The sequence below is a fragment of the Sphingobacterium sp. BS-2 genome, assembly GCF_046161205.1.
In the GTDB taxonomy this organism is placed as follows: domain Bacteria; phylum Bacteroidota; class Bacteroidia; order Sphingobacteriales; family Sphingobacteriaceae; genus Sphingobacterium; species Sphingobacterium mizutaii.
Genome location: NZ_JBIXGO010000015.1, coordinates 57,301 through 82,277, shown reverse-complemented (window position 1 = coordinate 82,277; position 24,977 = coordinate 57,301). Strand labels below are relative to the sequence as shown.

Sequence of the window (24,977 nt, the reverse complement as noted above, 5' to 3'; positions counted from 1 at the left end):
CCCCTAAATCTAGACTATGACTGTAGAAGAATTTGTGATATTGGTAGATCAACAGGATAATGAAATTGGCCAGATGGAAAAACAAGAGGCCCATCTTCAAAACAAAAAACATCGTGCTTTCTCCGTATTTCTATTAGACGAACAAGGAAATCTGATATTACAACAACGTGCCGATTCAAAATACCATAGCCCCGGTCTCTGGACCAATGCCTGCTGTGGACACCCTAGGCCTCATGAATCAACCATTGATGCCGCCAAAAGAAGGACCTTCGAGGAATTAGGAATCCATATCGATATCCAAGAGGTATTCCAATTGAGCTATGAAGAACATCTAGAAAATGGACTTTGGGAAAATGAATTCGACCATATTTTCATTGGAAAGTTCAGCGAAAACATCCCAAACCCAAACCCAGACGAAGTTCAAAACCTAAAATACATCAGTGTAGAAAAAGTTGAAAATGACCTTAAAGAAAACCCTCAAGATTATACCTTTTGGTTTAAATTGATATTTCCTCGGATAAAACAGATGTTAGTAAGACAGTAGACATAAGACACTGCATAACTCCTACTATGCTCAATCCAAATCAGAATGAGATATAAAAAATCTATATCCTCAATAAAAAGAACGGTTCTACAATCAGAGATTTTAGAACCGTTCTTTTTATTGTCAAACTTTAAATCTAGTTCCCAAGTTTTCTCAACATATAGCCATCAGAAAGTTCTGTTGTCTATTGTCTCTTTCTACCACCATTCGGCATTGGGCAAATAATAATGCGTTGTATCCTTTACAGTTTGCCAAGGTGCCAATTCAAACAAATACCCCCTTTGACTGACTTTCCAAGGATAGTTATAATCGTATGTTCCCCATAGAAATTCAACCTTATAGGTTTTGCCATCGGCACTGGTCAACGTCCCGAATAATCTAGGATTAGAAGATCCAGAAACCCCATTGGTATACATGACGGCTTTATCAAAAACCACTTTCGCATTGGCTTCAACCGAATCACTCAATTTTATCACAGGTTCATCCGCCTGCAACATGGCTGTATATGATTTCCAAAAGGTCTGATTCGTATCCGACATGGCATACGGGTATTCCTTTTTCGTAGGAGTTTGTTCCATAAAAAGACGGATTGGTCTTTTGGTTACCAGCTCTTTTCCCAAAACCTCCTTATACGGCGCCTTCTTACTGATATTGGTAGACTTCGTCTTAACGGTCTGAATGATTGCAAATACAAACAGAATAAAGCCAACTATTAGGCAAATAATAAAAATCTTGATCACCTTCTTTGCTGTTATTCCTTCTTTTATTCCCATAGATTATTTTTTCTCGGTCAATGTAACTTCCAAACTGCCATCCTCTGAAACCAGATCAATTTGATAGCTCTCCTGACCTTTTATTTTCATCGGAATGGTTTCTTGTTCAAAATCTGAACTGTTCATTTCCATGGAAGTTTTGGCGGTTGTACTATGTTCTCTAGCTTTAGAAATCAATAAACTTTCTTGACCAGCATCCATGATCTTAAACCAGCGAAATCCAGAACCTTTAGGAGCCCCTGTGCTCGGGTCTTTTTCCGTAAATCGACCAAAGTACAAATCGCCTCCATTCATGGTTTCCGAAAGTTTTGACACACGTTCTTGCTGGTATGGATTCGGCTTGACCGTATCATATACTAAATATGCAAAAAATCCAATAAATGCCAGTATGAAGATATAACCAAAAATAGTAGGTTTCAATCGAAAAGGAGCTTTAGGCACTTGGTTCTCACATTCCTGCACATAACGCTTCATTTCTTCGGACCATTTCCGCTTTGGTATAAACTTATCTGTTACACGATCATAATAACTAGGAGCAGCATTCTTATAATATCCGGTATAGATTGCCGTAGAAAAATAAGACCTATAAAACACCAAAATCATTTGATTTCCCGAATTAACAGGGTTTTGCAAATGATCCGCAGCAAAACTCGCCTCTTCAATTTTCTTTATATAAATAAACATATATCTTGACTCAAAATTTTATCGATTCTTTGTTCTGATTACTTCTGATTCCCAACCACTATAAATCCCGTTGAAAACCTTAGCTTTTTCCCATATCGGAAGACATAAATCATCAATCTGCTCATAGTTTACATAATCCTGTCTAGATATGCCCAACTTCCATAATTCATCACGCCTTTCTTTCAAGAACAGGACAAAGCGTTCGCTTTCGGCAAATTGCAGAAACTGTTCTACATCCTTTTCTTCCTTGAAGTCTAGAAAATGATGTACATTACGGGATTCTTTCAGATCATCCCCTGCATCCGTCAATTGCCGTAGCAAAATGCGATTCTTGATCATCTCCATCTGAAAGGGCAATGGATAGGCCAGATTGAAATAATCACTCCAATTGGGGTCATGCCTATGATCGATTTGATAAGTTAATTTCTGTCCAAAAACCTTTTCAATTTGGGCAAGGAAAACTTTTGTGTTCTCTACCTTATAACAATAATACATCTGCAATCGTTCTGAATTCATGATCAAGGTGGAGACATGCAACAGGTTCTCCCCAAATCGTACGATCAACTCCGAAATCTTATCCTCAACTTCATTGATGAGCTTATAACTTTCAATGCTTGGTAAACCTTCCTCATTGGCATAATCAAAAGGGATGATCAAATAAAAGACCTCGGACAAAGATTTTATCGGCGCAATCTCAGCAATATTGATATCAACAATAACCGAGGTAACCTGGTTATTGATCCTAGAAAAATAAACCTGCCAGTTTTCATCATGACGAGGTATTCTGATCTTTTTCTTGAATAGTGATTTGAACATGCTTTCCAATTAGATAAAACATTCTTGGTTGAATTACCCAAATGTAAGTTCCATCTTTTACTTGTCCGAACGAAGGGTTGTCGAATTTATATAAATGAAACAGATAGAAATCGCTTGAAAAGGCTATTTACTGTTTTCTTCCTTCAAATAATCCAAAAATTGAGATGGGGTAACTCCAGTACTCTTTTTGAAGGCTTTACTAAATATACTATGCGATGAAAAGCCACTCACCTCAGCGAGATAAGATATTTTATACTGTTCAAACTTAGGCTCGTTCTTTATCCTTTCAATGATATATCGAACCCGAAGACCGTTGATATAATCATTGAAATTCATCTCCTTATAGGTATTGATGATTTTAGAAAGTGTAATGGTATTGGTTTCCAAATAACTCGCTAATAATGCTAAGCTCATTTTACTATCAACAAACAGATCACCATCTTCAAAATCCTCTAACTTATCCAAGATTCTGCTGGTCTTCTCATCAATCTCCTTGGTTTGCGGAATGGCACTAGACTCCTCTACTACTGCTTCCTTGTTAAGGTCGGCAGCAACAACTTTACTCTTTTTATCCTTATTCAGTTGCTCCAGGTAATCGGAAATCTTTTGCTTATTCTTTTTGTTTTCCTTCATTTGATAGACCAAGACAATGGCTAACCCAGCGATTAGAATAGCAAAACCAAATAGGATATACCTCAACATGAAATTAGTGTTATCCTTTGCAGATATATCCTTCTGCAACTTACCAACCTCCAGATTATTGATAAAGGTATTGATGAAATTAGACCTTTTATTATCATTCAATGCTAGGTCCTCCTCCATAAACAGGCCTGAATACCTCATCGACTTCTCGGTATCCCCTAGTTGCTTACTTGCCAAATAGGCATATCGATAAGATTCCATTTCATACTTGATGTAGTCGGCAACCAGCATTTGGTTTTGGATGGCATCTTCTAAATAATCAAGGGATAATTGATAATCTTCCAATTGATAATAGATCATGCCTAAAAAGACCTTCGACATATAGGCATATTCCATAAAGTCCTTTCTTGCATTGATATCAATAACCTCTTTAAAAAAAGGAATTGCCTGATCAAATTCCTTTTTAAAGAAATGAAACTTGCCTTTCACCAAAATCTCATGCACAAAAGTGGTGGTGGTATCTCCCTTAAAGTTTTCGGTATAGATATCCTCTACCATCTTCAGGTTCTTTTCAGCATTGTGGAAGTCCTCTTGGAGGATATATCCACAAGCAAGATTCACGGCAAGGGTTGCGATCGCATTTAGATGAAAACTCCTTTCCTCAACGGGTAGACGATCGTTTTTTAGGCCTTGCAATTCCCCGATCAGCTTCTCCAATTCATGGTTGTAAACATCAAAGTTTCCGCTTAAGTAGTAAAAATAATTGTATTCAGCATTGGCTAGGACGCGATCGATCCCAGGAGGATAGTCCTCGATAAACTTTTGAGCCCCAAGAAAGGCCTCTTTGCTCTTGGCGTAATCAGATTTTTTATAATAAACTTCTGCAGCCCCCATTTTGGCAACAAATTGGTTGATGGGATCTTTAGTCTCAATAGAAATGGAATCAAGCTTATTCAAATATTTTAGGGTCCCATCCAAATCACCTTTTCCTGCCAATAAATAATAGAACCAAGTAAAGACCTCCTTTTGTTGTTCAGGGCTTAATTTCTTTTTCTCTAAATATTCTAGATAAACAGTCGAGCGGGTTATATAGGCCTTATCCAGTAATTCATCATGAGAAAACTTACTTAAACTATCTGTTTTGTCTTGGGCATTTGTAACAAAACCCTGAAACATTAAGTTTACCAAAACTATCCAATAAAATATTGAAAATTTCTTTCTCATGCACTGAACCTCAGTTAAATAATCATAGATATAGATGCCTTGAATTAATTTATTTACGAAGAACAATGGTAACTATTCGGGCATTTACGTAAATATAATTTTTTTTACCAATTATGCTGTGTCTTCTATACAAATAGATGGTATTTTTAAAATTTTAATTAGATGTTTGGACATTTAATTAAAATTCCATTTTCAAGAGATCAGGAACATTGTTTTATGCTCATCACCTTCTTCATCACGGCTGGCAATTGCAATAAATCAAAGTCATGATCAAAGAGCAAGTATCTTTTTTCCCATTTATTGGAATACTTGTCCTTAAAATCTTTTTGGTTCTTATACTTCTTGTACTTCGGAAAGTTATTGGAAACAAAATTCATGATTTGTTCTGCAGCATTATCAGGCTGTTCAATCCCAACCAAAGGAACCATTCCTAAATTAATGTACCGATAGTCATGCGACTTGGCATATTCGACCAGCTTGACGATTAGTCCGTCCATACAGGCACTAGGAGCCTCCATTTTTTTCCTGAAAAGATCATAAGTGCATTCGTCCATGGCATAATCAGGAACAATATTTAAAAAGGAAACCACATTTCCATCTTTATCATGGATGCAAATGATATCCAAGGCACGGAGACTTTCCGTATCAAATAACCCTTGAGAAAATATTACTTCAGACCGATTATTGCCGATTAACCATTCATCAGAAACGGCTTTTAACTCCTTTAAGAACTTCTCTCCATGTGGTGCATTGTGAATCAAGGCATGGTAGCCGTTCTTCTCCAAAAAATTCATCCCATTCCGAAGGGATTTTCTAGCCTTTCCGTTCAAGGAAAATTGAGATATCTCCATAATCCCTTCAATCCCGATTAGCAATTTCTTCTTTCGTAGATTCTGGAAATTAAATAAATTATCTTCTGAAACACGGAAGTAAATGCTCTTTAAGCCTTGCTTGTGACAAAATTGGTCAAATTCCTGAATGATATCTTCTTTATCTGTCCAATGGCAGACTGGTTCATCCAAAACCACTGCATATTTATTGGCTACCCGATAGGAAACAAATCCTAAGGCAGAATCTGAAAAATACAGTTCCTTCTCTTTGGAGATCTTAAAATAATCCAAGGATGAATTCCCAAATTTATCTAAGAGCATTTTCGCCATGGCCTTCTCATCATGCCCATGGTCTATTGCAATATATTTCTTCGATTGAAGGATCGTATAAAAAAACAAGATCCAACATGCAAAACCCAAGACATGGGTAATATGGAGAAACTCCCTCCCAAAATTTGTTTTAGGTTCCAATCCCGCATCCGAAAACAATAAAAATCCACGCAAAGCATATAGAAAAGATTCTTTCCAAGTGAAATCTATTCCAAAATGCCTCTTGTCAATAATGTAGAAGCTGATGGTCTCAAAAACCAAAATGGCGAAAAAAGAAACCAAAAAAGATAATATCCCTATCCGGACCCAATAGATATTCGCCTGTATCCTGTATTCTTTCCTATTATAGATCAAAAACAGCAGAGTCATGGCAGCGACTATGGATTCCTCATAGTCTATCCCTTTCATCAAATGGCCAAAAAGCGACAAAACACAAAATATAGTAGCAAACCAATAGGCAGTCCTATAACCTCTCAATAAGTAAGTTGAACTGACCAATAAACCAATGCCAATAATCAGGACCAGGAGCTTAGAAATCGATAAGGTCTCGGCTGGGAAATAAAACTTCTCAAGATGCAGCCTATCTGCAATGGGAGGTAGTATTACCGAAATAATATTGATAATGCCTAATAGGAAAATCATCACCGAAGGTCCTATTCGAGTAATCAATTGTGCCCCTTTCATGGAAAAAGAAATAAATCCAAATACCAAAGGCAACCAAAATTCAAAAACCCTGTACAATAAGGTTATTCCAATGCCCGCCTCATGGCTATAACCAAAGTTCTTGAAAATCAGAAACATGGAAAGCTCTACAGCACCCAAGCCACGCAGAAATGGAGACACGATCATCAATAAGGTAGAAATTATATAACCCAAAATCGCAGCCTCAAGCGATAGAGGCAATCCTAAGGCTTTCATGGCAATCAAAATATGGAAGATGCCACAAAACTCTACCAGTACCGAAAAAAACAAGGATAACAACAGATATCCTTTATCCACCTCACTTGTAAACAGATTTGATATTTGGATAACGGTTATAGGGAACTTTTTTTCTAAGAGTTGATAAATCTTGGTTTTATACCTGAAACAATAAACAATATAGAATGAAACCGCTAAAATCAAAGCCAAGATAAGGAAGGGGATCAATAGGTTACCAACCTGCCCACTCTTCCACAAGCTGTAGAGCATAATTGGAATAGCCAGCAGAAATACTGAAAACAGCGCTAGGTAACCATAAAGAATGCTGGTTTGATGGATCTGCGTTTTATTGAGGTTCATTCGCCTCAACTGCGTCGTATTATAAGCCAAAGAAGAGATCCCTCCCGCTGGCAAAAAAACACTTAAAAAGTTCCGTTTCAGGAACAGCTCCAAGGCTACTTTTAAACTGATCCTCAGACTCATCGCTCTAAAGCTGGCTACATACATATAGGCTTCCATGAGGATAAAAAACAAAGTCAAAAGTACTCCAGCAATGAGCCAATAAACATTAGCGCTTTGTAAAAGCGGCATGATCTGTTCTATTTCCTTCTTCTGGTCGCGGAAGAAAACAAAAGCCAATAAAATAATTAGTATACCTAAAAGTTCCTTCCAGTAGCGCAAAGGACTTATTTTCTTAAGATGTACAGCTATTCTTTTTGGCATATTATAAAAAATAAAACAATAATTTCCATAAAGCTAATTAGCTGATATTTACAATTAGTTAATATTTTATAATCTAATTATAAACAAATCTTTTCTTTAAAATTCCTTAATGGACTTTCCCTAAAATTTGTAAGCTTTCCGTCTCAATTTAGTATATTTACTCTGATGATACATGTTGCTTGTGCCTTAATAGAAAAAGATCAACAAATATTGATCTGTCAGCGATCCGCTAAAATGAAATTGCCTTTAAAATGGGAGTTTCCAGGAGGAAAATTGGAAGACGGTGAAACCCTGGAAGAATGTTTAATGAGAGAAGTTTTGGAAGAAATTAATCTCAACATTCAAATCAATGAACCCCTCAGTAAAGTTGAATACCATTACCCTGATTTCTCATTGACCTTATATCCTTTTATTTGTTCCATTAAAAGTGGCAAGTTGAAAGCCAACGAACATGAGCAAGTTATCTGGGTAGATAGAACCGAATTGTTCCGTTTTGATTGGGCAAATGCTGACCTCCCCATTATTGAAGAATATATCAGAACCCGCCGGGAAGAGGTATAAATTCCAAAGACAAAAAATCCAACTAGTTAATATCGCATTTTGTCGGGGCCTATTGCATAGGCCCGCTATATCATTTTTCATCAGTAAGAGTTAATATCCCATTTTGTAGGGGCTTATTGCATAAGCCCGCTATATCATTTTTGACCAGCATGATGATTTGTATTGCTGTACAGTTCCTCGATCGAAGATCGAGGATGACAGCTCGTTTTATGACATTTACGAACAGATTCTTCACTAATCGTTCAGAATTTGAAATTCCCAGGGAGGGATTCAGAGCGCAGCGAAGAATCTATTTTTTTGTTTTTTTTTTGCAGAATTTGCGAATCGTAAGATGAGCAAACTATTTTTTTATTAAATTCTTCAGGAATAAATGGAAATAATTCAGCTTGTGAGCTGATATTATTTTTAGAAAATATGCGGAGGACGAATACCAATCAAAAAACAAAAAAAAAGCCAGCAAAAATATTTTGCTGGCCTCAACTATTAATCATCAACTATAATAATTGTCTCAATGCTAATTCATAAGCTCTTGAAGAGATATTTGTTTTGGTTTCGGGGTTATAGCTATGGATCTGTTCCAAAGCTTTGCGGATAACATCCGATACATCCTGAAACAAAGAATCATCAGAGATTTCAATGTTAGGCTGCATCAAATAGGCAAAAACCCTCGCCATGCCACAATTGGCAACAAAATCTGGAATCACCGCAACATGTTGATCTGCATATTCCATTACAGGACCATAAAAAATCTCACGGTCTGCAAATGGAACATTTGCTCCAGAAGCAATCACTTCTAACCCATTATCGATCATCTGTTGGATCTGTTCTTTAGAAACTAGCCTCGAAGCAGCTGCAGGAATAAAGATTTCTGCAGGAATACCCCAAATCTTGGTATTGATTTCCTCAAATGGAACCATTTCATCAGAATAGAGCGAGTTTCCATTTCGGGTTAGCAACAAGGATTGGATTTCCTCTTCAGAAAAGCCCTCTTCTTTTATCAATCCTCCTACCCGATCGATGATCCCAACGACCTTCACTCCTTTTTTGCTCAGATAAAATGCTGCCGAAGCTGCTACATTCCCCCAGCCTTGAATAATAGCTCTTTTCCCGGATACTTGGCCATCAAATAGATCATAATAATGGCCAACGGATTCTGCTACTCCAAAACCAGTGATCATATCAGCAACCTTGAATTTCCTTTTCAGATCTGGACTATAATGTGAATCTTCCAAAACTTTGGAAACACCATATCTCAACTGCCCAATCTGGTGGATACGCCCATTTTCGCGGATATCAAAATGACCATTCAAAACACCCTCTTGTGGATGCCACAAGCCAAATTGCTCGGTTAATGGAATGACATCATGGATTTCATCCACGTTCAAATCACCTCCCGTTCCATAATAATTCTTTAATAAAGGAGTTACCACTTTAAACCAGCGTTCCAATACGCCGTGTTTTCTGGGGTCAGCTGGATCAAAGTTAATCCCTGATTTCGCCCCTCCAATTGCAGGACCTGACACCGTAAACTTCACTTCCATGGTCTTTGCCAAGGACTCGACTTCATTCCTGTCCAATCCCGAACGCATCCTTGTACCTCCTCCGGCAGCTCCCCCACGCAAGGAATTGATCACAACCCAACCTTCAGCTTCAGTTTCCGTATCTTTCCACTCAAAAACAATCTCCGGTTGTTTCTGCTCAAACTCCTGCAATAACTCTTTCATAATCAATAGGTTCATTTATATGATATCTTATAGGTTCCCTCTTTTCTCTTGTTCTCTTTCTATAGCTTCAAACAAGGCCTTAAAGTTTCCAGCTCCGAAACTTTGAGCACCTTTACGTTGGATGATTTCAAAGAATAAAGTCGGACGGTCCTCAATTGGCTTGGTGAAAATCTGCAATAAATAACCCTCTTCGTCACGATCTACCAAGATTCCTAAATCTTGGATGGCCTTGATCTCTTCATCAATTTCGCCAACCCTTTCGGAAAGCATATCATAATAGGCCTCCGGAGGAGCTCCTAAAAACTCTGCTCCTCTTTCTTTCAATGCCTTTACTGTCTTTAAGATATCATGGGTTGCCAAGGCAGCATGTTGAACTCCCTCACCCTCATAAAACTCTAAGTATTCTTCGATCTGCGATTTCTTTTTGCCTTCAGCAGGTTCATTGATCGGGAATTTCACGTAGCCATTCCCATTGCTCATCACCTTACTCATCAAGGCAGAATATTCTGTATTGATCTGTTTGTCATCAAAGGAAAGGATATTGACAAATCCCATAACATCTTGGTACCATTCCACCGTTTCGTTCATGCGATCCCAACCCACATTGCCAACGCAATGGTCTACATATAACAATCCGGTTTCCTCAGGATTATAGTCACTCTCCCATTTAACATAACCAGGCATAAATGGTCCGGTATAATTCTTACGTTCCACAAACATGTGCACGGTTTCCCCATAGGTATAAATTCCTGCGGTGCGTACTTCCCCGAATTCATCTTCCTTTACCTCCAATTCCTGATAAACCTTTGCCCCACGTTTTACCGTTTCTTGTAGGGATTTTTCAGCATCGTCAACCCATAATGCCAATATCTTAACACCGTCTCCATGTTTCTTGACATGCTCAGATATAGGGCTATCCGATTTCAAGGCGGTAGTCAGAATAATCCTGATTTTGTTCTGTTTAAGGACATAAGATGCTCTATCCCTGATTCCGGTTTCAGGTCCTGCATAAGCTTCCGATTGAAAACCGAAGGCTGTTTTATAGAAATGGGCGGCCTGCTTAGCATTCCCCACATAAAATTCAATATAATCCGTTCCATTGATAGGCAAAAAATCTTGAGCCTTTGCTATCTTCTCTGCGAATGTTTGTGTCATAATATTTTTATTGATAGGTTAGTTTAACCATGATTTATAATAGTCCTGATCTTCAATCTGCAATGCCTCTTCGGTAAGCATCAATGGCCTAAACGGATCGATCATGACTGCCAGTTCTTCCGTTTTGGTCTGTCCTATGCTTTTCTCCACGGTGCCTGGATGTGGTCCATGTGGAATACCGCCTGGATGTAAGGTAATCTGTCCTCTTTCCACAGACTTTCTGCTCATAAAATCCCCATCCACATAATAGAGAACCTCATCGGAGTCTACATTGCTATGGTTGTAAGGAGCAGGAATGGAATCAGGATGATAATCATACATCCTAGGACAGAAACTGCATAAAACAAAGGAGTTTGTTTCAAAGGTTTGATGTACTGGAGGTGGCTGGTGCAACTTACCGGTTATCGGCATGAAATCATGAATGGAGAATGCCCAAGGATAATGGTATCCATCCCAACCAACAAAATCAAATGGATGGGTTCCATAGACATAAGGATAAATTAATCCCTGTTTCTTGATCTTGATTTCAAAATCTCCTTTTTCATCAAAGGTTTTCAAATTCTGAGGCCTACGGATATCTCGCTCACAAAACGGAGAATGTTCCATCAATTGCCCGAATTCATTCCTATATCTTTTAGGAGTTCGGATCGGTTCAAAGGACTCCACAATGAACAATCGGTTTTTATCCGTGTCAAAATCAATCTGATAGATAACTCCTCTAGGAATTACCAGATAATCGCCATAAGCAAATGGGAGTTCTCCATAGCCTGTCCTTAAGGTTCCGGAACCCTCATGGACAAATATCACCTCATCCGCTTGGCTATTCTTATAGAAATAGCTGTCCATGGATTTTTGTGGTGCCGCTAAGGATATATGTAGATCGGAGTTGACCAAGACTGGGGTCCTACTCTCTAAAAAATCTGCTTTAGGTTTCACCTGGAAACCTCGTAAACTGGTATGCTTCAAATGTTTTTCCCTAGCGATTTTAGGGTTCACATCATAAGGTTCTCGGATTTCCTTTACGATGGTTGGTGGATAGCAATGATACACCAAGGAATAAACACTCGAAAACCCATGGGTCGATACCAATTCCTCAGAAAACAATTCTCCATTGTCCTTTCTGAAAACTGTATGTCTTTTTGGGGGAATTTTACCCAACTGATGATAAAGTGGCATAATACTAAGTTTAAAAAATGATTATAATATGATTGAATTACATAGCCTATGGCTAGATATCACTTTGAAAAAGAATTAATTTTGGTATTAGTATTGAGCGAAAACAACATCAGCTATCAATGCCTTGATATAAGGCATTAAACCTTTTGGAAGGTTCTTTGGCTTTATGTTGGTAATGTTCATAATGGTATGTATTATTTCAAATATACCCTTTATAATTTTATATTTACATAAATATTGGGAAAATAAATATGGTATTATGAAATTTAATTTCCCGGCATAGAAAAATTATAACCTTGACAATTAAATAAGCGGAGAATTCAAAATTTCATTATGAAAATCGTAACATACTTGGAAAATGGCAACGAACAACTAGGTTTTGTCATTGATAACTTGGTCTTTCCCAGCCATATAATATCCAATCAGCTCCCCAATTCCAGCCTAGCATTACTTCAGCTTGGCCAAGAAGGACTTGATATGGCGAAAAAAGAGCTACAAGAATTTAAAAAAATCGAAGATTTTCAAAATCAAGGCAATAGCTTTTCTGAAATTACCCTGCTTGCTCCAGTACCCAATCCTACTTCATTCCGTGACGCTTACGCATTTAGACAACATGTAGAAACCTCACGCTTGAATCGCGGATTGGAAATGATTCCTGAATTTGACCAATTCCCTGTTTTCTACTTCTCCAACCATCAGGCCATACAAGGTCCCGGGCCAGTGTATTGCATGCCCAAGCACTTTGAAAAAATGGACTTCGAATTGGAAGTGGCGATCGTCATCCATAAAAAAGGAAGAAATATCAAAGCTGCTGAAGCTGATCAATATATTGCCGGCTTTATGATCCTTAATGATTTAAGTGCCAGAAATCTGCAAATGCAAGAAATGAAGCTTAATCTAGGTCCGGCCAAAGGAAAAGATTTCGCAAGCAGCTTTGGACCCTTTCTAGTCACCCTAGACGAATTGGAGAATTATAGAACAGAACCATTGCCTGGACATACCGGAAATGCCTATGACCTGAAAATGAAATGTTGGATCAATGATAATCTGGTTTCTGAAGGAAGCCTGGCCAGCATGAACTGGACCTTTGCCGAGATTATTGAAAGGGCGTCTTATGGCGTTACCCTCTACCCAGGAGATATTATCGGCTCTGGAACAGTTGGAACTGGATGTCTATTAGAAATTAATGGAACCGGAAAACGAAGGGACCCCGCTTATCAAGAAATCTGGATCCAACCCAATGATAGGATCAGCATGGAGGTAACGGCTCTTGGGAAACTTGAAAACACCATCTACCAAGAAGATCTATCTGAATAATCAATCAATAAAAAGATTTATATGCAGTTCAACGAAACAAAGACATTCAACCAAGATACACATGGTTCAGTATTCGACACTTTAATAAAGTACGCAGTGGCTCCAAGGCCGATTTGCTTTGCCTCAACCATAGATAAAGCAGGAAATGTGAATCTTAGCCCTTTCAGCTATTTCAATTTCATGTCCCAGAACCCTCCGATCTGTGTCTTTTCACCACTTACTCGGGTTCGCGATGGAAAGGATAAACATACTTTGGATAATATCCGTGAAGTACCCGAAGTAGTCATCAATATTGTAAATTACGATATGGTACAGCAGCAGTCCTTAGCGAGTACCGAATATGCGAAGGAGATTAACGAATTTGACAAATCCGGATTTACGCCTATTCCCTCGGAGCTGATCAGCCCCCCTCGGGTAGCTGAATCTCCAGTTCAGTTGGAATGTAAGGTAAGGGAAATTATCACGATCCAAGAAGGCGGAGGAACCGGAAATTTGGTCATCGCCGAAGTGGTCAACATGCATATCAAAAGTTACTTACTGGATGAAAATGATAACATGGATCAAGCAGCCCTTGATCTGGTCGCAAGATTGGGTGGCGATTGGTATTGCCGAGTTACAAAAGACAATCTTTTTGAAGTTCCAAAACCCCTTCGAAAACTGGGTATTGGAGTGGATCAATTACCTGAACATATCCGCAATTCATCTATATTGACGGGAAACCAATTAGGCCTCTTGGCAAATATTGAAGCCATCCCTACATTTGAAGAAAGCATAATGGAAGACGAACAGATCCATAACTTAAAAAGTATGTGGGAAAATGATCAAATCCAATTGAATAATGAGTTACAGCGCTATGCCGCTAAATTATTGGATGAAGAACAAATAGAAAAAGCTTGGCAAGTCTTATTGGTACATTAATTCCAAATTGATTGGTTGAGTTTGTGCAAGCCTTATTCCATCTGATATTAATTTTTCAAGGTCAGGATTTTTCTTGGCCTTTTCTTTTAATATGACTTCCAATCTTTCCTCCAATTCGTTTTCGCCCTCATGGATAGCTAATTCATAAAGTTCCACAATCGCTAACCAATCATTGGGAAATTGCTCCAATAATTCATCAATGAACGTAGATAGCTTATGAATGCCTCCATTTCCTTCCCTTAAAATCCTAATTTCACCATAGATCCCATGAAGTTCTTTTTGATTTTCAGTGCAATGCTGTTTAACCGTTTTAATTTCTGAAATATTGATCTCAGGATCAAAGGCAAATTTATCAGCAGCCCCCGCATAGACGGATTTTATTTCTGTCCCAACCGCCATATCGTAGGTACCCCATTCAGGCTGGAACAGCACCTGACCTGTTGGTTCATGCACAACGGTACAATCCTCAAAACTGACCATCAGCAATAAACCATCCGTATTGAATACAAAGGACTTTACCTGACCTGAAACAAGTATTCCCGATTTGAAATATAGTGAACCTGGCATCCCTACAATTAAACCCAAACCTTCCAGATCAGATTCCTTACATTCTTCCAAAGGCAATCGCTTACCCAATAGCAATCCGATTGGAGAGCTAAATCCATCCTTATGATAATGTTTATCATGCCCTTTCAATTCCTTATTCTGATAAGCCAAGGCAGTAGGACCTTTGGTTTTGATTGCAATTAAATCTTCTCCCAAAAACATAGAGGTAAATACACCGGACACCTGCAAACCAGAACTTAATTCAACGGTACAAATATTATTGCTGTCAATGGCTTTCTCCATCGCTTCCTTACCCCCAACCCGAAAAGCCATCGTTTTTGAAAACTCCTCCAACACATTGTAGGCATGTTTAAAATCAGGCGTGACGAACAATTGCGGTTGCGGCTTAGTGATATCGTATGAAAACTGAAGGGTATCCATATTGTAAGGTAATTTTTTGACCTCAGGTTGCATACAAGTGGCACTTTCACCGATAGATGATAATAATCCCGCACCATAAATCTTATGGTCTTCAACGCTTCCGATCAATCCATATTCCACCGTCCACCAATGCAACCTGCTCAATAAGGCCATTTCTGATGGTTCACCCATATTACTTGATATAGCATTAAAGTGATCTGTTGCTGCTTGGATTTCTTCTACAGTGGCATCTTCCCTTTCTTTAACAATGGATAAAGCCCGAATAGCCTCATACAACTCAAAATCCTTACCTGAACTCATCGCTTTAGAACCTACTTCCCCAAAATGCTGCAAATAGGCTGCGTATTCAGGTTCCCCAATGATGGGTGCATGGCCGGATGATTCATGGATGATATCTGGAGCCGGTGTATAGGTAATATGTTCAATCTGTCGAATATCTGCTGCAATTACCAACACACAATGTGCCTGGAATTCCATAAAGGCTGCAGGAGGAATAAAGCCATCCACTGTCACGGCACCCCAACCTATCTTTTTGAGACTATCGTTCATCGATTGTAAATTCGGGATCCGCTCAATGGTTAGTCCGGCCTTGGTCAATCCAGGAATATAGGGATAATAGGCAATGTCCTTCAGATAAGCATAATTCTGGCGCATTACGTAACGCCAAATGGCCTGATCTAAGGCAGAATAACGCTCATAATTTTGCTCGACGACGTATCTTTGAAGATGTTTGGGCAATTGCTCTAAGACGGGATTATCGTAGCTATTCATCATAATTAAGTTTAAACGAAATTAAAAAATTTAACTATACAAACAAAAGACTTTAAGGTCAATTCCTTGAAAAGCCTTCAAATCTGACGTTTATTTTACTGTTTACATTGGTTCCTTTGGATAGGCAATTTACAATAATTCCTATAAATTATTTCGCAATGCAGGGGGATAAATAAGTCATGGTCACTACCGAAAAACAAATTTATTAAGGCTAAACGCAACAATTTCATACTTTTGCAAAACTTCTTATCCCAGATTACTGTTATCTTGGTTAAGCCACCTGTCGATAAACTTGAAAGACAGGCTTTTGTATGTTATGATTGAAAATCTTAGACTTTTTGATCTTGCCTTGAGGCAAGTAAACCTGTTTCCAGACCTCAATATGTTTGCGCATAAAAAAGAAGGGGAATGGAAAACCTTGACTTCTGTAGAATTCTTGGAACAAGTAAACGCTATCTCCAAAGGATTGATTGAACTTGGTGTTAAACCAAACGACAAAGTTGGATTAATTGCAGATAGTAGCATTGAATGGCATATCGTCGATTTCGCTATACAGCAGATTGGCGCTGTAGTGGTCGCCATCTATCCTAATATCAGTGATACAGATTACCAATTTATTTTTAATGATGCTGAAATAAAACTTTGCATCGTTAGTAACAAGAGCTTATACCATAGATTGACCCAATTAAATGATTCAATCTATACCCTAAAGTATATTTTCTGTATCGAGAAGAACGAAAATGTGCGCAACTGGGATGAATTGAGAACCGTTGGAGCCCATATTCCAGATTCAAAAATCGAAGAACTGAGAGCCAACATCCAACATACCGATTTAGCCACCCTCATCTATACTTCTGGAACGACCGGAAAACCAAAGGGTGTGATGTTGACCCATCATAATATTATTTCCAATGTGGAAGCTGCACGAGAGATCACTCCTTGTAAAGCCTACGATCGTGCATTGACATTCTTACCGCCTTGCCATGCCTACGAACGAATGGTAATCTATACCTATATGTACATTGGTATTACCATCCATATCGCAGAATCCTTGGACAAAATTGGACAGAATATCAATGAGGTAAAACCTCATATCATGACGGCCGTACCTAGGATCTTGGAGAAGGTCTACGAGAAAATCATGAAAACCGGCATGGAATTGACCGGTATGAAACGTAAGATTTTCGACTGGGCTGTTGAAGTAGCAGAACAATTCGATCCTAATCCGGAAAAAAGAAGTTTTGGCTATAACATCAAGCTGAAATTGGCCAAGAAGCTGGTCCTAGACAAGTGGTACCAAGCTTTAGGTGGACATCTGCAAACTGTAGCCTCAGGGAGTGCCTCCTTACAGGCCAAACTTGCCCGAGTATTTCTAGCAGCAGGCATTCCTCTTTATGAAGGGTATGGAATGACCGAAGCCTCACCATTGATTTCGGTAAACCATTACCTGAAAGGGATCCGTATCGGAACTGTGGGATTAGCCGTGAAATATGTGGAGATTAAATTGGCTGATGATGGCGAGATCTTGGTCAAAGGCCCCAATGTTATGCAAGGCTATTACAAGAACAAGGAAGAGACTGACAAAACCATTATTGATGGTTGGTTACATACTGGCGACATCGGCGTGTGGGAGGATGAAGTATTCTTGAAGATCATAGACCGTAAAAAAGAAATGTTCAAGATTTCCGGCGGTAAGTATGTAGTGCCACAACCTATCGAAAAGAAATTATTGGAATCTAATTATATAGAGCAAGCCATGGTAATTGGCGATGGGCAGAAGTTTGCCTCAGCCTTTATTGTCCCGAACTATGCCCATCTACAAGATTGGTCTAAAAATGAAGCTCCAGAACTTAAAGGAATGCCAAAGGACCAGTTCTTGACCGAATCGAAAGTACTACGCAAAATCAACAAGGAAGTTCAGTTGGCAAACCAACATTTTGGAAACTGGGAACAGATCAAAAAACCGATCATTCTTTCTGATGAGTTCACGATTGAAAACGGTGAGCTGACCCCTACCCTTAAAATGAAGCGAAAGGTAATCCTTGAGAAATACAAAAAAGAATTCGAAGAGCTGTACCACCTGGCTGATTAATGAAATGATTACTATTTCTTAACATATATCAATCAAGATTTAAATGTATAGGTTTAATTTTGCCAAAGAATAAAAACTATACATTTAAATTTTTGTTGATTCGGTATGAAAGATAAATTTATCAACCTCCCCCTAAAGAAAAACGAAGAAAAAAGCAGATTTGAATTAGATGTCGATGGCCATATAGCTTTCATTGATTACAAGGAAACAAGCAGTACTGTTGCCTTGATCCATACCGAAGCACCTTCTGAATTAGCAGGAAGCGGTGCCTCAGCTGCCATAGTAGAAAAAACATTACACTACATCAAGGATTCAGGAAAGACCGTATCTCCATATTGTCCCTATGTGTTCGCCTATATCAAGAAAAACCCAGAATGGAAAGAATTGGTTTCCCCAAGGTTCCCAAAATTCAATGAATTGTAAATTATTTTTATTCTGAAAGGTTTGAACAAGGAGGTTCGGGATTCGAGGAAGGACCAAGATCATTGAACAACCGTTTTGAACCAGGATGTTCGGGATTGGAGGAAGGACCAAGATCATTGGACAACCGTTTTGAACCAGGATGTTCGGGATTGGAGGATGGACCAAGATCATTGGCGGAATGCATATCTCATATATTTTTTTTCCATTTTCCAGCGTCATCCTGAGAAGGAAAAATTTGAGCTAAATTTATCGGAAGGTGATGACAGCATATTGTCTATGAAAATCTATTAGCTCTTTTGTTTTTTTTAAATATAGAACCCCTTTTGGGGTTCCATTATTTTAGCAGACATGGCACGTTAGCCTGGAAGTCGCGCAAAAACGATGTTCGATTAATCGAACATCGTTTTTGCATTACCCCTTTATTGTTTACCGTCCATGCTAAAATAATTCATCCCCGCTGGGGATGTATGGTGGATAAAAAATATTCTTCTGAAGAGGAAATATAGTTCAAAAAACCTAGAAACACAGATTTAACAAACGTGTCATCGGTACGCAGGAAGGATCTCGGAACAATACAAAACAAATAATTGACTACCAATTATTTGAGCAAGTTAACAGGTCATCCATCTTCGATGGATGATGACAGGAACGTCAGGGACATTTACGTACAGATTCTTCACTATTCGTTCAGAATTGGAGATTCCTGAGAGGGATTCAGAATAAAGTGAAGAATCTATTTTTGTTTTTTTTAGGAAAATAGGTTCATTCCGAAATCATAAGATGAGGGACCTATTTTAATTAAAGAGTGGATATTTCCGAGACCCTTCGGGTGCCCCTGCTGGATGACACAAAAAGTGTATTGAAAAACATTTCACCCCCGCTGGGGTTTCACCTCCCCCCTTTTTCCATTTTATGCATGTTTGCGTTTTTCTAGATCCATGAGCTTTTAACAATTTTAATGCTACCTCATTCGAGGCATATTTTGAAATCTCGCAAAGCTTCCCGAATATGTCTCGAATAAGACCAAAAGAATCCCCAATCCGGGACAAAATTTGCCAAGGCCTTTTTTGTTCCACATTATATATCAAAAAATAAATAAGAAAACAGTGTTTAATTAGCGTTAGACCAAAAAGAAAGGGAAGCAATCTGGCAATTGCTCCCCTAACTATTAACCAATTATAAACTTAAATTATGAGATAGCAAATATAGTTATTAAAAAGATTATTCCTAATACAATTTGCGTTTTTATGCGGTTTTATTTTAGCGGTCGACTTCACCAAGCACAATATCGATTGAACCTAAAATGGCGATCAAATCGGCGATAAGGACTCCCTTTCCAAGCTCGGGCAATACCGAGAGATTATTGAAACTTGGCCCTCTCGCTTTCACTCGCTTCGGGATATCCGTTTTTTCCTGAGTGACGAAATAGAAGCCTAATTCTCCTTTTGGATTCTCAGCTCGCACATAATATTCTTGAGCTTTTAGATTGACTTTCTTTGGAACCATTCCTCGAGGGTCAAAATCAGGTGTTCTCTTGAAATCACTCATCAATCTTGGCAAACATTGTTCAATAATCTTGACAGATTCTTTGACCTCATCTACCCTGACCTTATATCGATCCCAGCAGTCTCCAACAGCGCCCATCTCACCCTTTCCTACAGGTATCTCAAAATCTAATTCAGGATAAACCGAGTAACCATCCACCCGTCTAAGGTCCCATTTGATACCTGAACCTCTTAACATAGGGCCAGAACAGCCATAATTGATGGCCACATCAGCTGGTAAAACACCGATATTGGCAGTACGCTGGATAAAAATCTGGTTATTGGACAACAGATCATCCAATTCAACCAATTTTGGTTTAAAGTAATTGATAAACTCCAGGCAACGTTCTTCAAAGTTGACGGGAATATCATAGAACAATCCACCTACCCAGATATAATTATAGAGCATCCTAGAACCTGAAGCCCATTCCAACATATTCATGATATGCTCCCGATCTCGGAAACACCACATAAATGGAGTAAACGCCCCAATATCGATACCATAGGTCCCTATGGCAATCAAATGGGAAGCAATACGGTTCAGTTCAGTCACTAGTACACGGATGTATTCAATCCGTTTTGGGATTCTATCTTGAATACCTAACATGCGCTCTACGCCCATTACAAAGGCATGGGCATTGTTCATTGAGGCGAGGTAATCCAAACGATCCGTAAAGGGAATGGTCTTTCCGTAATTCATGGACTCTGCGTGTTTATCAAAGCAACGGTGCAGGTAGCCCATGTGAGGGATGATTTCCTTGACGATCTCGCCATCGGTGATCAGCTCCAGTCTCAAAACACCATGCGTAGATGGATGTTGAGGACCGAGGTTGATAACCATTTCTTGAGAGGAAACTGTATTAATCTTATCCTGATAGTTTTTATTAGCTTGTAGGTATCTTTCGTTCATAACTATTTGATCGGGATATTATGATAAGTTTCAGGATCTTGATAATCTTTTCGAAGTGGATAACCCACCCAATCTTCAGGCATCAGGATTCGACGCAAATCGGGATGGTCTGCAAAGAAAATGCCCATCAGGTCATAAGCTTCGCGCTCATGCCAATCCGCCGTTCTCCATACCTCAGAAACAGAGGGAACTTCAGGTAATTCATTCAAATCCCGCACAGCATTAAGTTTTACCTTCAAGGTGAGCTGCTTTTGGAATGGAATGGATGTGAGATTATAGACTATCTCAAAATATTCTTGGGGGAAATAATCTACTGCAGTAATATTGGCCAGGAAGTCAAAATAATAGTTTTCATTATCACGTAGAAAAAAACAGACGGCCTTCAGATGTTCTGGAGCAATATATAGAGCGGGTTGAAGACCATGCTCTTGCAGATCCTGAACCGCATCTATATGTACGTATTCTTCTAGATGTTTCTTTATTTCTTGAATCATTGTTAAGGGGCTAAACGGTTGATGGTCCAGTCAGCATGATCTTTAATATAAACAATACGATCATGGAGCCTACTGCCTCTACCCTGCCAAAACTCAACACGAACAGGCTTTAAAAGGAATCCTCCCCAGAATTCAGGTCTTGGGACATCAGTAACATTTTCCATTTCCTTTTCCACTTCAGCCACCCTTTTTTCTAGGGTTTCCCGGTCAGGGATAATGGCACTTTGTGGCGAGGCAATGGCGCCGATTTGGCTGCCTCTAGGGCGAATGGAAAAATACTCGTCAGAATCTGCTTTAGGTAATTTTTCCACTTCAGCTTCAAAACGGACCTGTCTTTGCAGTTCAGGCCAGAAAAATAGCGCTGAAACACGCGGGTTCTGGATGATCTCCTGCCCTTTCCTACTGTTGTAATTGGTAAAGAAGCTGAGTCCTTCGGCTTTAATATCCTTCAAAAGGACGACCCTAGAAGAAGGGCAACCATTTTCAGCAACGGTAGAAAGGACCATGGCCGTAGGTTCAGTAACCTGCGAGGACATGGCTTCATCAAACCATTTTTGAAACTGTTCGATTGGATTTTTCTGCACGTCCGATTCGCTCAAACTGCTTTTCACATAGTCTTCCCGAATGGCGGCAATTTCTTTATGTTCAATGGACATGGCAAAGGATATTTCCTACAAACTTAACATAATATCCATTTTTTATAGAAAATGAAATGAAAAATTATTGCTATTTTACAGTGGATTAATAATGATATTCTATAAATTTGGTATAAACACATCTATTCTGTTATGTTCAACGAATATATCCCAAAACGCGGCAGTCTAATTTTATCTGAGCCCTTCATGCTGGATCAGAATTTTGAACGCTCAGTGATCTTGTTGTGCGAGCATGATGAAAACGATGGCACCGTCGGATTGATCCTTAACCATCGCTCCATGCTTATGCTATCGGATGTCCTGGAAGACGTTGATAATTCTGAAATCCCTTTATATTTTGGCGGACCAGTGGAAGGAAATGCGCTTTTCTTTGTCCACAAAGCCAATGAGAAAATCGAGGGAGGCACCCATATCGTAGATGATCTCTATTGGGGTGGGGATTTTGACCGTTTGAAATACCTGATCAACGAAAATTTGATCAGCAGTGAAGAAGTCAAGATTTTCTTAGGATACTCAGGATGGAGCCCAGGTCAACTGGATGGAGAGATCAAACAGAACTCTTGGGCTGTACACAATTCATTTAATATTGATTTAGCTTTTATTACTGATGGGGAAAACCTGTGGAAAGAAGCTTTGATCAGCATGGGTCCGAAATATGCACATGTGGCAAATTTCCCAAAAAGACCAGAATTCAATTGATAAACAACAAATAAACATAAATCAACCAACATGAAGAAACACTTCTCAAACGCATTGTTTTTGGCAGCAACTACAGCGTTCGTGGCTTGTTCGGGAGCAAATTCAAATGGTACAGAACCACAGGATTCAACCGCAGTCGTACAAGACACAACGAAATACCCACCTGTTGAAACAAAACCAGGAAATACAGATTACAAGCCGGCATTTGAGGGACAAACCCGGATCGCAGGCGTAAAAACCACTTCTCCTTTTGAAGCTGCAGTGGTTGTTGAAGGATTAAAAAGTCCATGGGGAATTGCAGAACTTCCTGATGGCCGACTTTTGATCACCGAAAAAGAAGGTACCATGCGTATCGTAGACCCAAATGCAAAAACCATTGGCGAAGCAATTTCCGGTATCCCTAAAGTGGATGCACAAGGTCAAGGTGGATTACTGGGCATCACCCTAGATCCAGACTTTGCAAACAATAGAATGGTTTATTGGACATTTGCTGAACCGGTATCTGGTGGTAACCATACGGCAGTGGCAAAAGGTAAACTATCACAGGACGAAAAAAGCATTGAAGGTGCAAAAGTAATCTACCAAGCGTTACCTACCTATAATGGTAAGCTGCACTATGGTGGCCGTATCTTATTTGATAAAGAAGGTAACCTATTTGTGTCTACTGGAGAGCGCTCAGATCTTGAAACTCGTCCGCAAGCACAGCAATTAAATTCAGCATTAGGTAAGATCTTAAGAATCACGACCGATGGTAAACCGGCAGCAGGCAATCCATTTGCTGGTAAAGGGGATGCTAAACCAGAGATCTATAGCTATGGACATAGAAATGTTCAAGGTTTGGCTTTCAATCCTGTAACCGGAGATCTTTGGGACTCTGAATTCGGTCCTCGAGGTGGTGATGAGATCAACTTAGTCAAAGCAGGAAACAACTATGGTTGGCCTACGATTACCTATGGTATCGAATACAAGGGAGATCAAATCGGCAACCCACCTATCCAACAAAAAGATGGCCTAGAGCAACCTGTTTACTATTGGGATCCAGTATTGTCACCAAGTGGTATGACCTTCTACACAGGCACAAATGTACCAGAGTGGCAAAACAACCTATTCATAGGTGGATTGAGCAGTACGCATATCGCACGTTTGGTCATCAAAGACAACAAAGTTGTTGGCGAGGAAAGATTATTATCTGATAAAGGTGAACGCTTTAGGGATGTTATCCAAGGTAAAAATGGAGCATTGTACAGTGTTACTGATGGCGGTAAATTATATAAGGTCGACAAAAAGTAAGATAATTTGAGAATGCCTTGATAAAGGTATTTTTAAGGATAATGAAAATGGGCGCTTTAGGGCGCCCATTTTTTTGAACCAGGATTAAAGGGATCCGAGGATGGACCAAGATCTGGAGGTGAACCAGGATTAAAAGGATCCGAGGATAGACCAAGATCATTCCGATGGTCGAGCGGCATCTCGGCGCCGCTCGATAACCGTCGAGATGACACCAAAAACCTTAATTTAATGACATTTCACCCCTTTCAAGATTTAGTAAATGATACATTAATTTTTTGAACGTTTGCATTTCTCCGAGATGTTTCGTTCCTCAACATGACACAAAAAAACTAAACTTAAAGATACAGCCCTTCTAGGGCAGCTTAACGCAATAAAATCTTCCTTTCCAGTGTCAAACTGAGGTACGAAGTTTCTCGGAACAATACAAACAATGATTGAAATAACGAACAGGTCATCCATCTTCGATGGATGATGACAAGGACGTTGGGGACATTTACGTACAGATTCTTCACTGATCGTTCAGAATTGGAAATGTACAAAGGTCTCCTTCATTAAACAGCTTATCGAAATAACTATCGACTTTATCCTAAAGGATCATCGAGCGACATCTCGGCTTCGCTATATCCATCGAGACCCGGCACAGGAATTTCTTGAAAGGAATTCCTACGGAAGAATGGTGTTGGCTTAGGTAGGCAATCCCCAGCGGGGATGAATTATTTTAGCATGGATGGTAAACAATAAAGGAGTAATGCAAAAACGATGTTCGATTAATCGAA

General features: G+C 39.1%; 20 protein-coding genes. 8 read left to right on the top strand and 12 right to left on the bottom strand.

The window, feature by feature from the left end:
• Positions 1–16 precede the first annotated feature (16 nt).
• Complete coding sequence (gene idi / locus ACK2WI_RS06730; protein WP_409150160.1) at positions 17–544, top strand: isopentenyl-diphosphate Delta-isomerase; 528 nt, start codon at positions 17–19, stop codon at positions 542–544.
• Between the two features lie 197 nt (positions 545–741).
• On the opposite strand, the gene ACK2WI_RS06725 is transcribed toward idi, so the two are convergent.
• The 5 genes from ACK2WI_RS06725 to ACK2WI_RS06705 all read right to left on the bottom strand — a co-directional run bounded on the left by ACK2WI_RS06725 (position 742) and on the right by ACK2WI_RS06705 (position 7,484).
• Positions 742–1,317 (bottom strand): hypothetical protein, encoded by a 576-nt coding sequence (locus ACK2WI_RS06725; RefSeq protein ID WP_312697656.1) that lies wholly within the window; start codon positions 1,315–1,317, stop codon positions 742–744.
• Between the two features lie 3 nt (positions 1,318–1,320).
• Positions 1,321–2,001, bottom strand: coding sequence for a hypothetical protein (locus ACK2WI_RS06720; RefSeq protein WP_409150159.1), 681 nt, complete (start codon positions 1,999–2,001; stop codon positions 1,321–1,323).
• An 18-nt stretch (positions 2,002–2,019) separates the two neighbouring features.
• The gene (locus ACK2WI_RS06715) at positions 2,020–2,817 is read right to left on the bottom strand and encodes a DUF695 domain-containing protein (protein ID WP_409150158.1); all 798 of its coding nucleotides are present in this window, start codon (positions 2,815–2,817) and stop codon (positions 2,020–2,022) included.
• Between the two features lie 123 nt (positions 2,818–2,940).
• Complete coding sequence (locus ACK2WI_RS06710; protein WP_409150157.1) at positions 2,941–4,683, bottom strand: helix-turn-helix domain-containing protein; 1,743 nt, start codon at positions 4,681–4,683, stop codon at positions 2,941–2,943.
• Positions 4,684–4,883: 200 nt separating this feature from the next.
• Positions 4,884–7,484 (bottom strand): phosphatidylglycerol lysyltransferase domain-containing protein, encoded by a 2,601-nt coding sequence (locus tag ACK2WI_RS06705; protein WP_409150156.1) that lies wholly within the window; start codon positions 7,482–7,484, stop codon positions 4,884–4,886.
• A 165-nt stretch (positions 7,485–7,649) separates the two neighbouring features.
• Between ACK2WI_RS06705 and ACK2WI_RS06700 the strand changes: the two genes are divergently transcribed.
• The gene (locus tag ACK2WI_RS06700; protein ID WP_093097924.1) at positions 7,650–8,045 is read left to right on the top strand and encodes a (deoxy)nucleoside triphosphate pyrophosphohydrolase; all 396 of its coding nucleotides are present in this window, start codon (positions 7,650–7,652) and stop codon (positions 8,043–8,045) included.
• Between the two features lie 494 nt (positions 8,046–8,539).
• Here the strand turns inward: ACK2WI_RS06700 and ACK2WI_RS06695 are convergent, their stop codons facing one another.
• From ACK2WI_RS06695 to ACK2WI_RS06685, 3 genes are read right to left on the bottom strand one after another with little or no spacing between them, the layout of a single operon-like run.
• Complete coding sequence (locus tag ACK2WI_RS06695) at positions 8,540–9,769, bottom strand: Glu/Leu/Phe/Val dehydrogenase dimerization domain-containing protein (protein WP_409150155.1); 1,230 nt, start codon at positions 9,767–9,769, stop codon at positions 8,540–8,542.
• Between the two features lie 27 nt (positions 9,770–9,796).
• Positions 9,797–10,924 (bottom strand): 4-hydroxyphenylpyruvate dioxygenase, encoded by a 1,128-nt coding sequence (gene hppD / locus ACK2WI_RS06690; RefSeq protein ID WP_409150154.1) that lies wholly within the window; start codon positions 10,922–10,924, stop codon positions 9,797–9,799.
• A gap of 18 nt (positions 10,925–10,942) precedes the next feature.
• Positions 10,943–12,100, bottom strand: coding sequence for a homogentisate 1,2-dioxygenase (locus ACK2WI_RS06685; RefSeq protein WP_093097931.1), 1,158 nt, complete (start codon positions 12,098–12,100; stop codon positions 10,943–10,945).
• Between the two features lie 333 nt (positions 12,101–12,433).
• Between ACK2WI_RS06685 and ACK2WI_RS06680 the strand changes: the two genes are divergently transcribed.
• Entirely contained in the window at positions 12,434–13,417 is a 984-nt protein-coding gene (locus tag ACK2WI_RS06680; protein ID WP_409150153.1) for a fumarylacetoacetate hydrolase family protein, read from the top strand.
• Between the two features lie 21 nt (positions 13,418–13,438).
• Positions 13,439–14,335, top strand: a complete 897-nt coding sequence (locus tag ACK2WI_RS06675) for a flavin reductase family protein (protein ID WP_409150152.1) — start codon at positions 13,439–13,441, stop codon at positions 14,333–14,335.
• Here ACK2WI_RS06675 and ACK2WI_RS06670 read toward each other — a convergent pair.
• Positions 14,321–16,096, bottom strand: coding sequence for an aromatic amino acid hydroxylase (locus ACK2WI_RS06670; RefSeq protein ID WP_409150151.1), 1,776 nt, complete (start codon positions 16,094–16,096; stop codon positions 14,321–14,323). The two genes, ACK2WI_RS06675 and ACK2WI_RS06670, sit on opposite strands and share 15 nt — an antisense overlap.
• A gap of 313 nt (positions 16,097–16,409) precedes the next feature.
• Here ACK2WI_RS06670 and ACK2WI_RS06665 point away from each other — a divergent pair, with 313 nt between their 5' ends.
• Both ACK2WI_RS06665 and ACK2WI_RS06660 read left to right on the top strand, forming a co-directional pair.
• A complete protein-coding gene (locus ACK2WI_RS06665; RefSeq protein ID WP_409150150.1) occupies positions 16,410–18,185 on the top strand; it encodes an AMP-dependent synthetase/ligase in 1,776 nt (591 codons plus the stop codon).
• Between the two features lie 105 nt (positions 18,186–18,290).
• Positions 18,291–18,608 carry a GNAT family N-acetyltransferase gene (locus ACK2WI_RS06660; protein WP_409150149.1) on the top strand — a complete coding sequence of 106 codons (318 nt, stop codon included), beginning with the start codon at positions 18,291–18,293 and terminating at the stop codon, positions 18,606–18,608.
• A 1,260-nt stretch (positions 18,609–19,868) separates the two neighbouring features.
• Here the strand turns inward: ACK2WI_RS06660 and ACK2WI_RS06655 are convergent.
• Genes ACK2WI_RS06655 through pdxH form a run of 3 tightly spaced genes read right to left on the bottom strand, consistent with a single transcriptional unit; the run spans position 19,869 to position 22,212 of the window.
• Positions 19,869–21,062 (bottom strand): NADH-quinone oxidoreductase subunit D, encoded by a 1,194-nt coding sequence (locus ACK2WI_RS06655; RefSeq protein ID WP_312698343.1) that lies wholly within the window; start codon positions 21,060–21,062, stop codon positions 19,869–19,871.
• Between the two features lie 2 nt (positions 21,063–21,064).
• Entirely contained in the window at positions 21,065–21,556 is a 492-nt protein-coding gene (locus ACK2WI_RS06650) for an NADH-quinone oxidoreductase subunit C (protein ID WP_312698342.1), read from the bottom strand.
• A 2-nt stretch (positions 21,557–21,558) separates the two neighbouring features.
• Positions 21,559–22,212 (bottom strand): pyridoxamine 5'-phosphate oxidase, encoded by a 654-nt coding sequence (pdxH, locus tag ACK2WI_RS06645; RefSeq protein WP_312698341.1) that lies wholly within the window; start codon positions 22,210–22,212, stop codon positions 21,559–21,561.
• 186 nt (positions 22,213–22,398) lie between these two features.
• Here pdxH and ACK2WI_RS06640 point away from each other — a divergent pair, with 186 nt between their 5' ends.
• Positions 22,399–22,911, top strand: a complete 513-nt coding sequence (locus ACK2WI_RS06640) for a YqgE/AlgH family protein (protein WP_236736487.1) — start codon at positions 22,399–22,401, stop codon at positions 22,909–22,911.
• A gap of 30 nt (positions 22,912–22,941) precedes the next feature.
• Complete coding sequence (locus ACK2WI_RS06635; RefSeq protein ID WP_409150148.1) at positions 22,942–24,201, top strand: PQQ-dependent sugar dehydrogenase; 1,260 nt, start codon at positions 22,942–22,944, stop codon at positions 24,199–24,201.
• The last annotated feature ends 776 nt before the right edge of the window (positions 24,202–24,977 follow it).

What these genes read in the sequence shown, in the direction of transcription:
- ACK2WI_RS06650 (WP_312698342.1), bottom strand. Translation starts at nt 21,556, where the DNA reads ATGATTCAAGAAATAAAGAAACATCTAGAAGAATACGTACATATAGAT.
- hppD (WP_409150154.1), bottom strand. Translation starts at nt 10,924, where the DNA reads ATGACACAAACATTCGCAGAGAAGATAGCAAAGGCTCAAGATTTTTTG.
- ACK2WI_RS06680 (WP_409150153.1), top strand. Translation starts at nt 12,434, where the DNA reads ATGAAAATCGTAACATACTTGGAAAATGGCAACGAACAACTAGGTTTT.
- ACK2WI_RS06720 (WP_409150159.1), bottom strand. Translation starts at nt 2,001, where the DNA reads ATGTTTATTTATATAAAGAAAATTGAAGAGGCGAGTTTTGCTGCGGAT.
- ACK2WI_RS06685 (WP_093097931.1), bottom strand. Translation starts at nt 12,100, where the DNA reads ATGCCACTTTATCATCAGTTGGGTAAAATTCCCCCAAAAAGACATACA.
- pdxH (WP_312698341.1), bottom strand. Translation starts at nt 22,212, where the DNA reads ATGTCCATTGAACATAAAGAAATTGCCGCCATTCGGGAAGACTATGTG.
- ACK2WI_RS06695 (WP_409150155.1), bottom strand. Translation starts at nt 9,769, where the DNA reads ATGAAAGAGTTATTGCAGGAGTTTGAGCAGAAACAACCGGAGATTGTT.
- ACK2WI_RS06655 (WP_312698343.1), bottom strand. Translation starts at nt 21,062, where the DNA reads ATGAACGAAAGATACCTACAAGCTAATAAAAACTATCAGGATAAGATT.
- idi (WP_409150160.1), top strand. Translation starts at nt 17, where the DNA reads ATGACTGTAGAAGAATTTGTGATATTGGTAGATCAACAGGATAATGAA.
- ACK2WI_RS06715 (WP_409150158.1), bottom strand. Translation starts at nt 2,817, where the DNA reads ATGTTCAAATCACTATTCAAGAAAAAGATCAGAATACCTCGTCATGAT.
- ACK2WI_RS06710 (WP_409150157.1), bottom strand. Translation starts at nt 4,683, where the DNA reads ATGAGAAAGAAATTTTCAATATTTTATTGGATAGTTTTGGTAAACTTA.
- ACK2WI_RS06700 (WP_093097924.1), top strand. Translation starts at nt 7,650, where the DNA reads ATGATACATGTTGCTTGTGCCTTAATAGAAAAAGATCAACAAATATTG.
- ACK2WI_RS06665 (WP_409150150.1), top strand. Translation starts at nt 16,410, where the DNA reads ATGATTGAAAATCTTAGACTTTTTGATCTTGCCTTGAGGCAAGTAAAC.
- ACK2WI_RS06660 (WP_409150149.1), top strand. Translation starts at nt 18,291, where the DNA reads ATGAAAGATAAATTTATCAACCTCCCCCTAAAGAAAAACGAAGAAAAA.
- ACK2WI_RS06670 (WP_409150151.1), bottom strand. Translation starts at nt 16,096, where the DNA reads ATGATGAATAGCTACGATAATCCCGTCTTAGAGCAATTGCCCAAACAT.
- ACK2WI_RS06640 (WP_236736487.1), top strand. Translation starts at nt 22,399, where the DNA reads ATGCTGGATCAGAATTTTGAACGCTCAGTGATCTTGTTGTGCGAGCAT.
- ACK2WI_RS06725 (WP_312697656.1), bottom strand. Translation starts at nt 1,317, where the DNA reads ATGGGAATAAAAGAAGGAATAACAGCAAAGAAGGTGATCAAGATTTTT.
- ACK2WI_RS06675 (WP_409150152.1), top strand. Translation starts at nt 13,439, where the DNA reads ATGCAGTTCAACGAAACAAAGACATTCAACCAAGATACACATGGTTCA.
- ACK2WI_RS06635 (WP_409150148.1), top strand. Translation starts at nt 22,942, where the DNA reads ATGAAGAAACACTTCTCAAACGCATTGTTTTTGGCAGCAACTACAGCG.
- ACK2WI_RS06705 (WP_409150156.1), bottom strand. Translation starts at nt 7,484, where the DNA reads ATGCCAAAAAGAATAGCTGTACATCTTAAGAAAATAAGTCCTTTGCGC.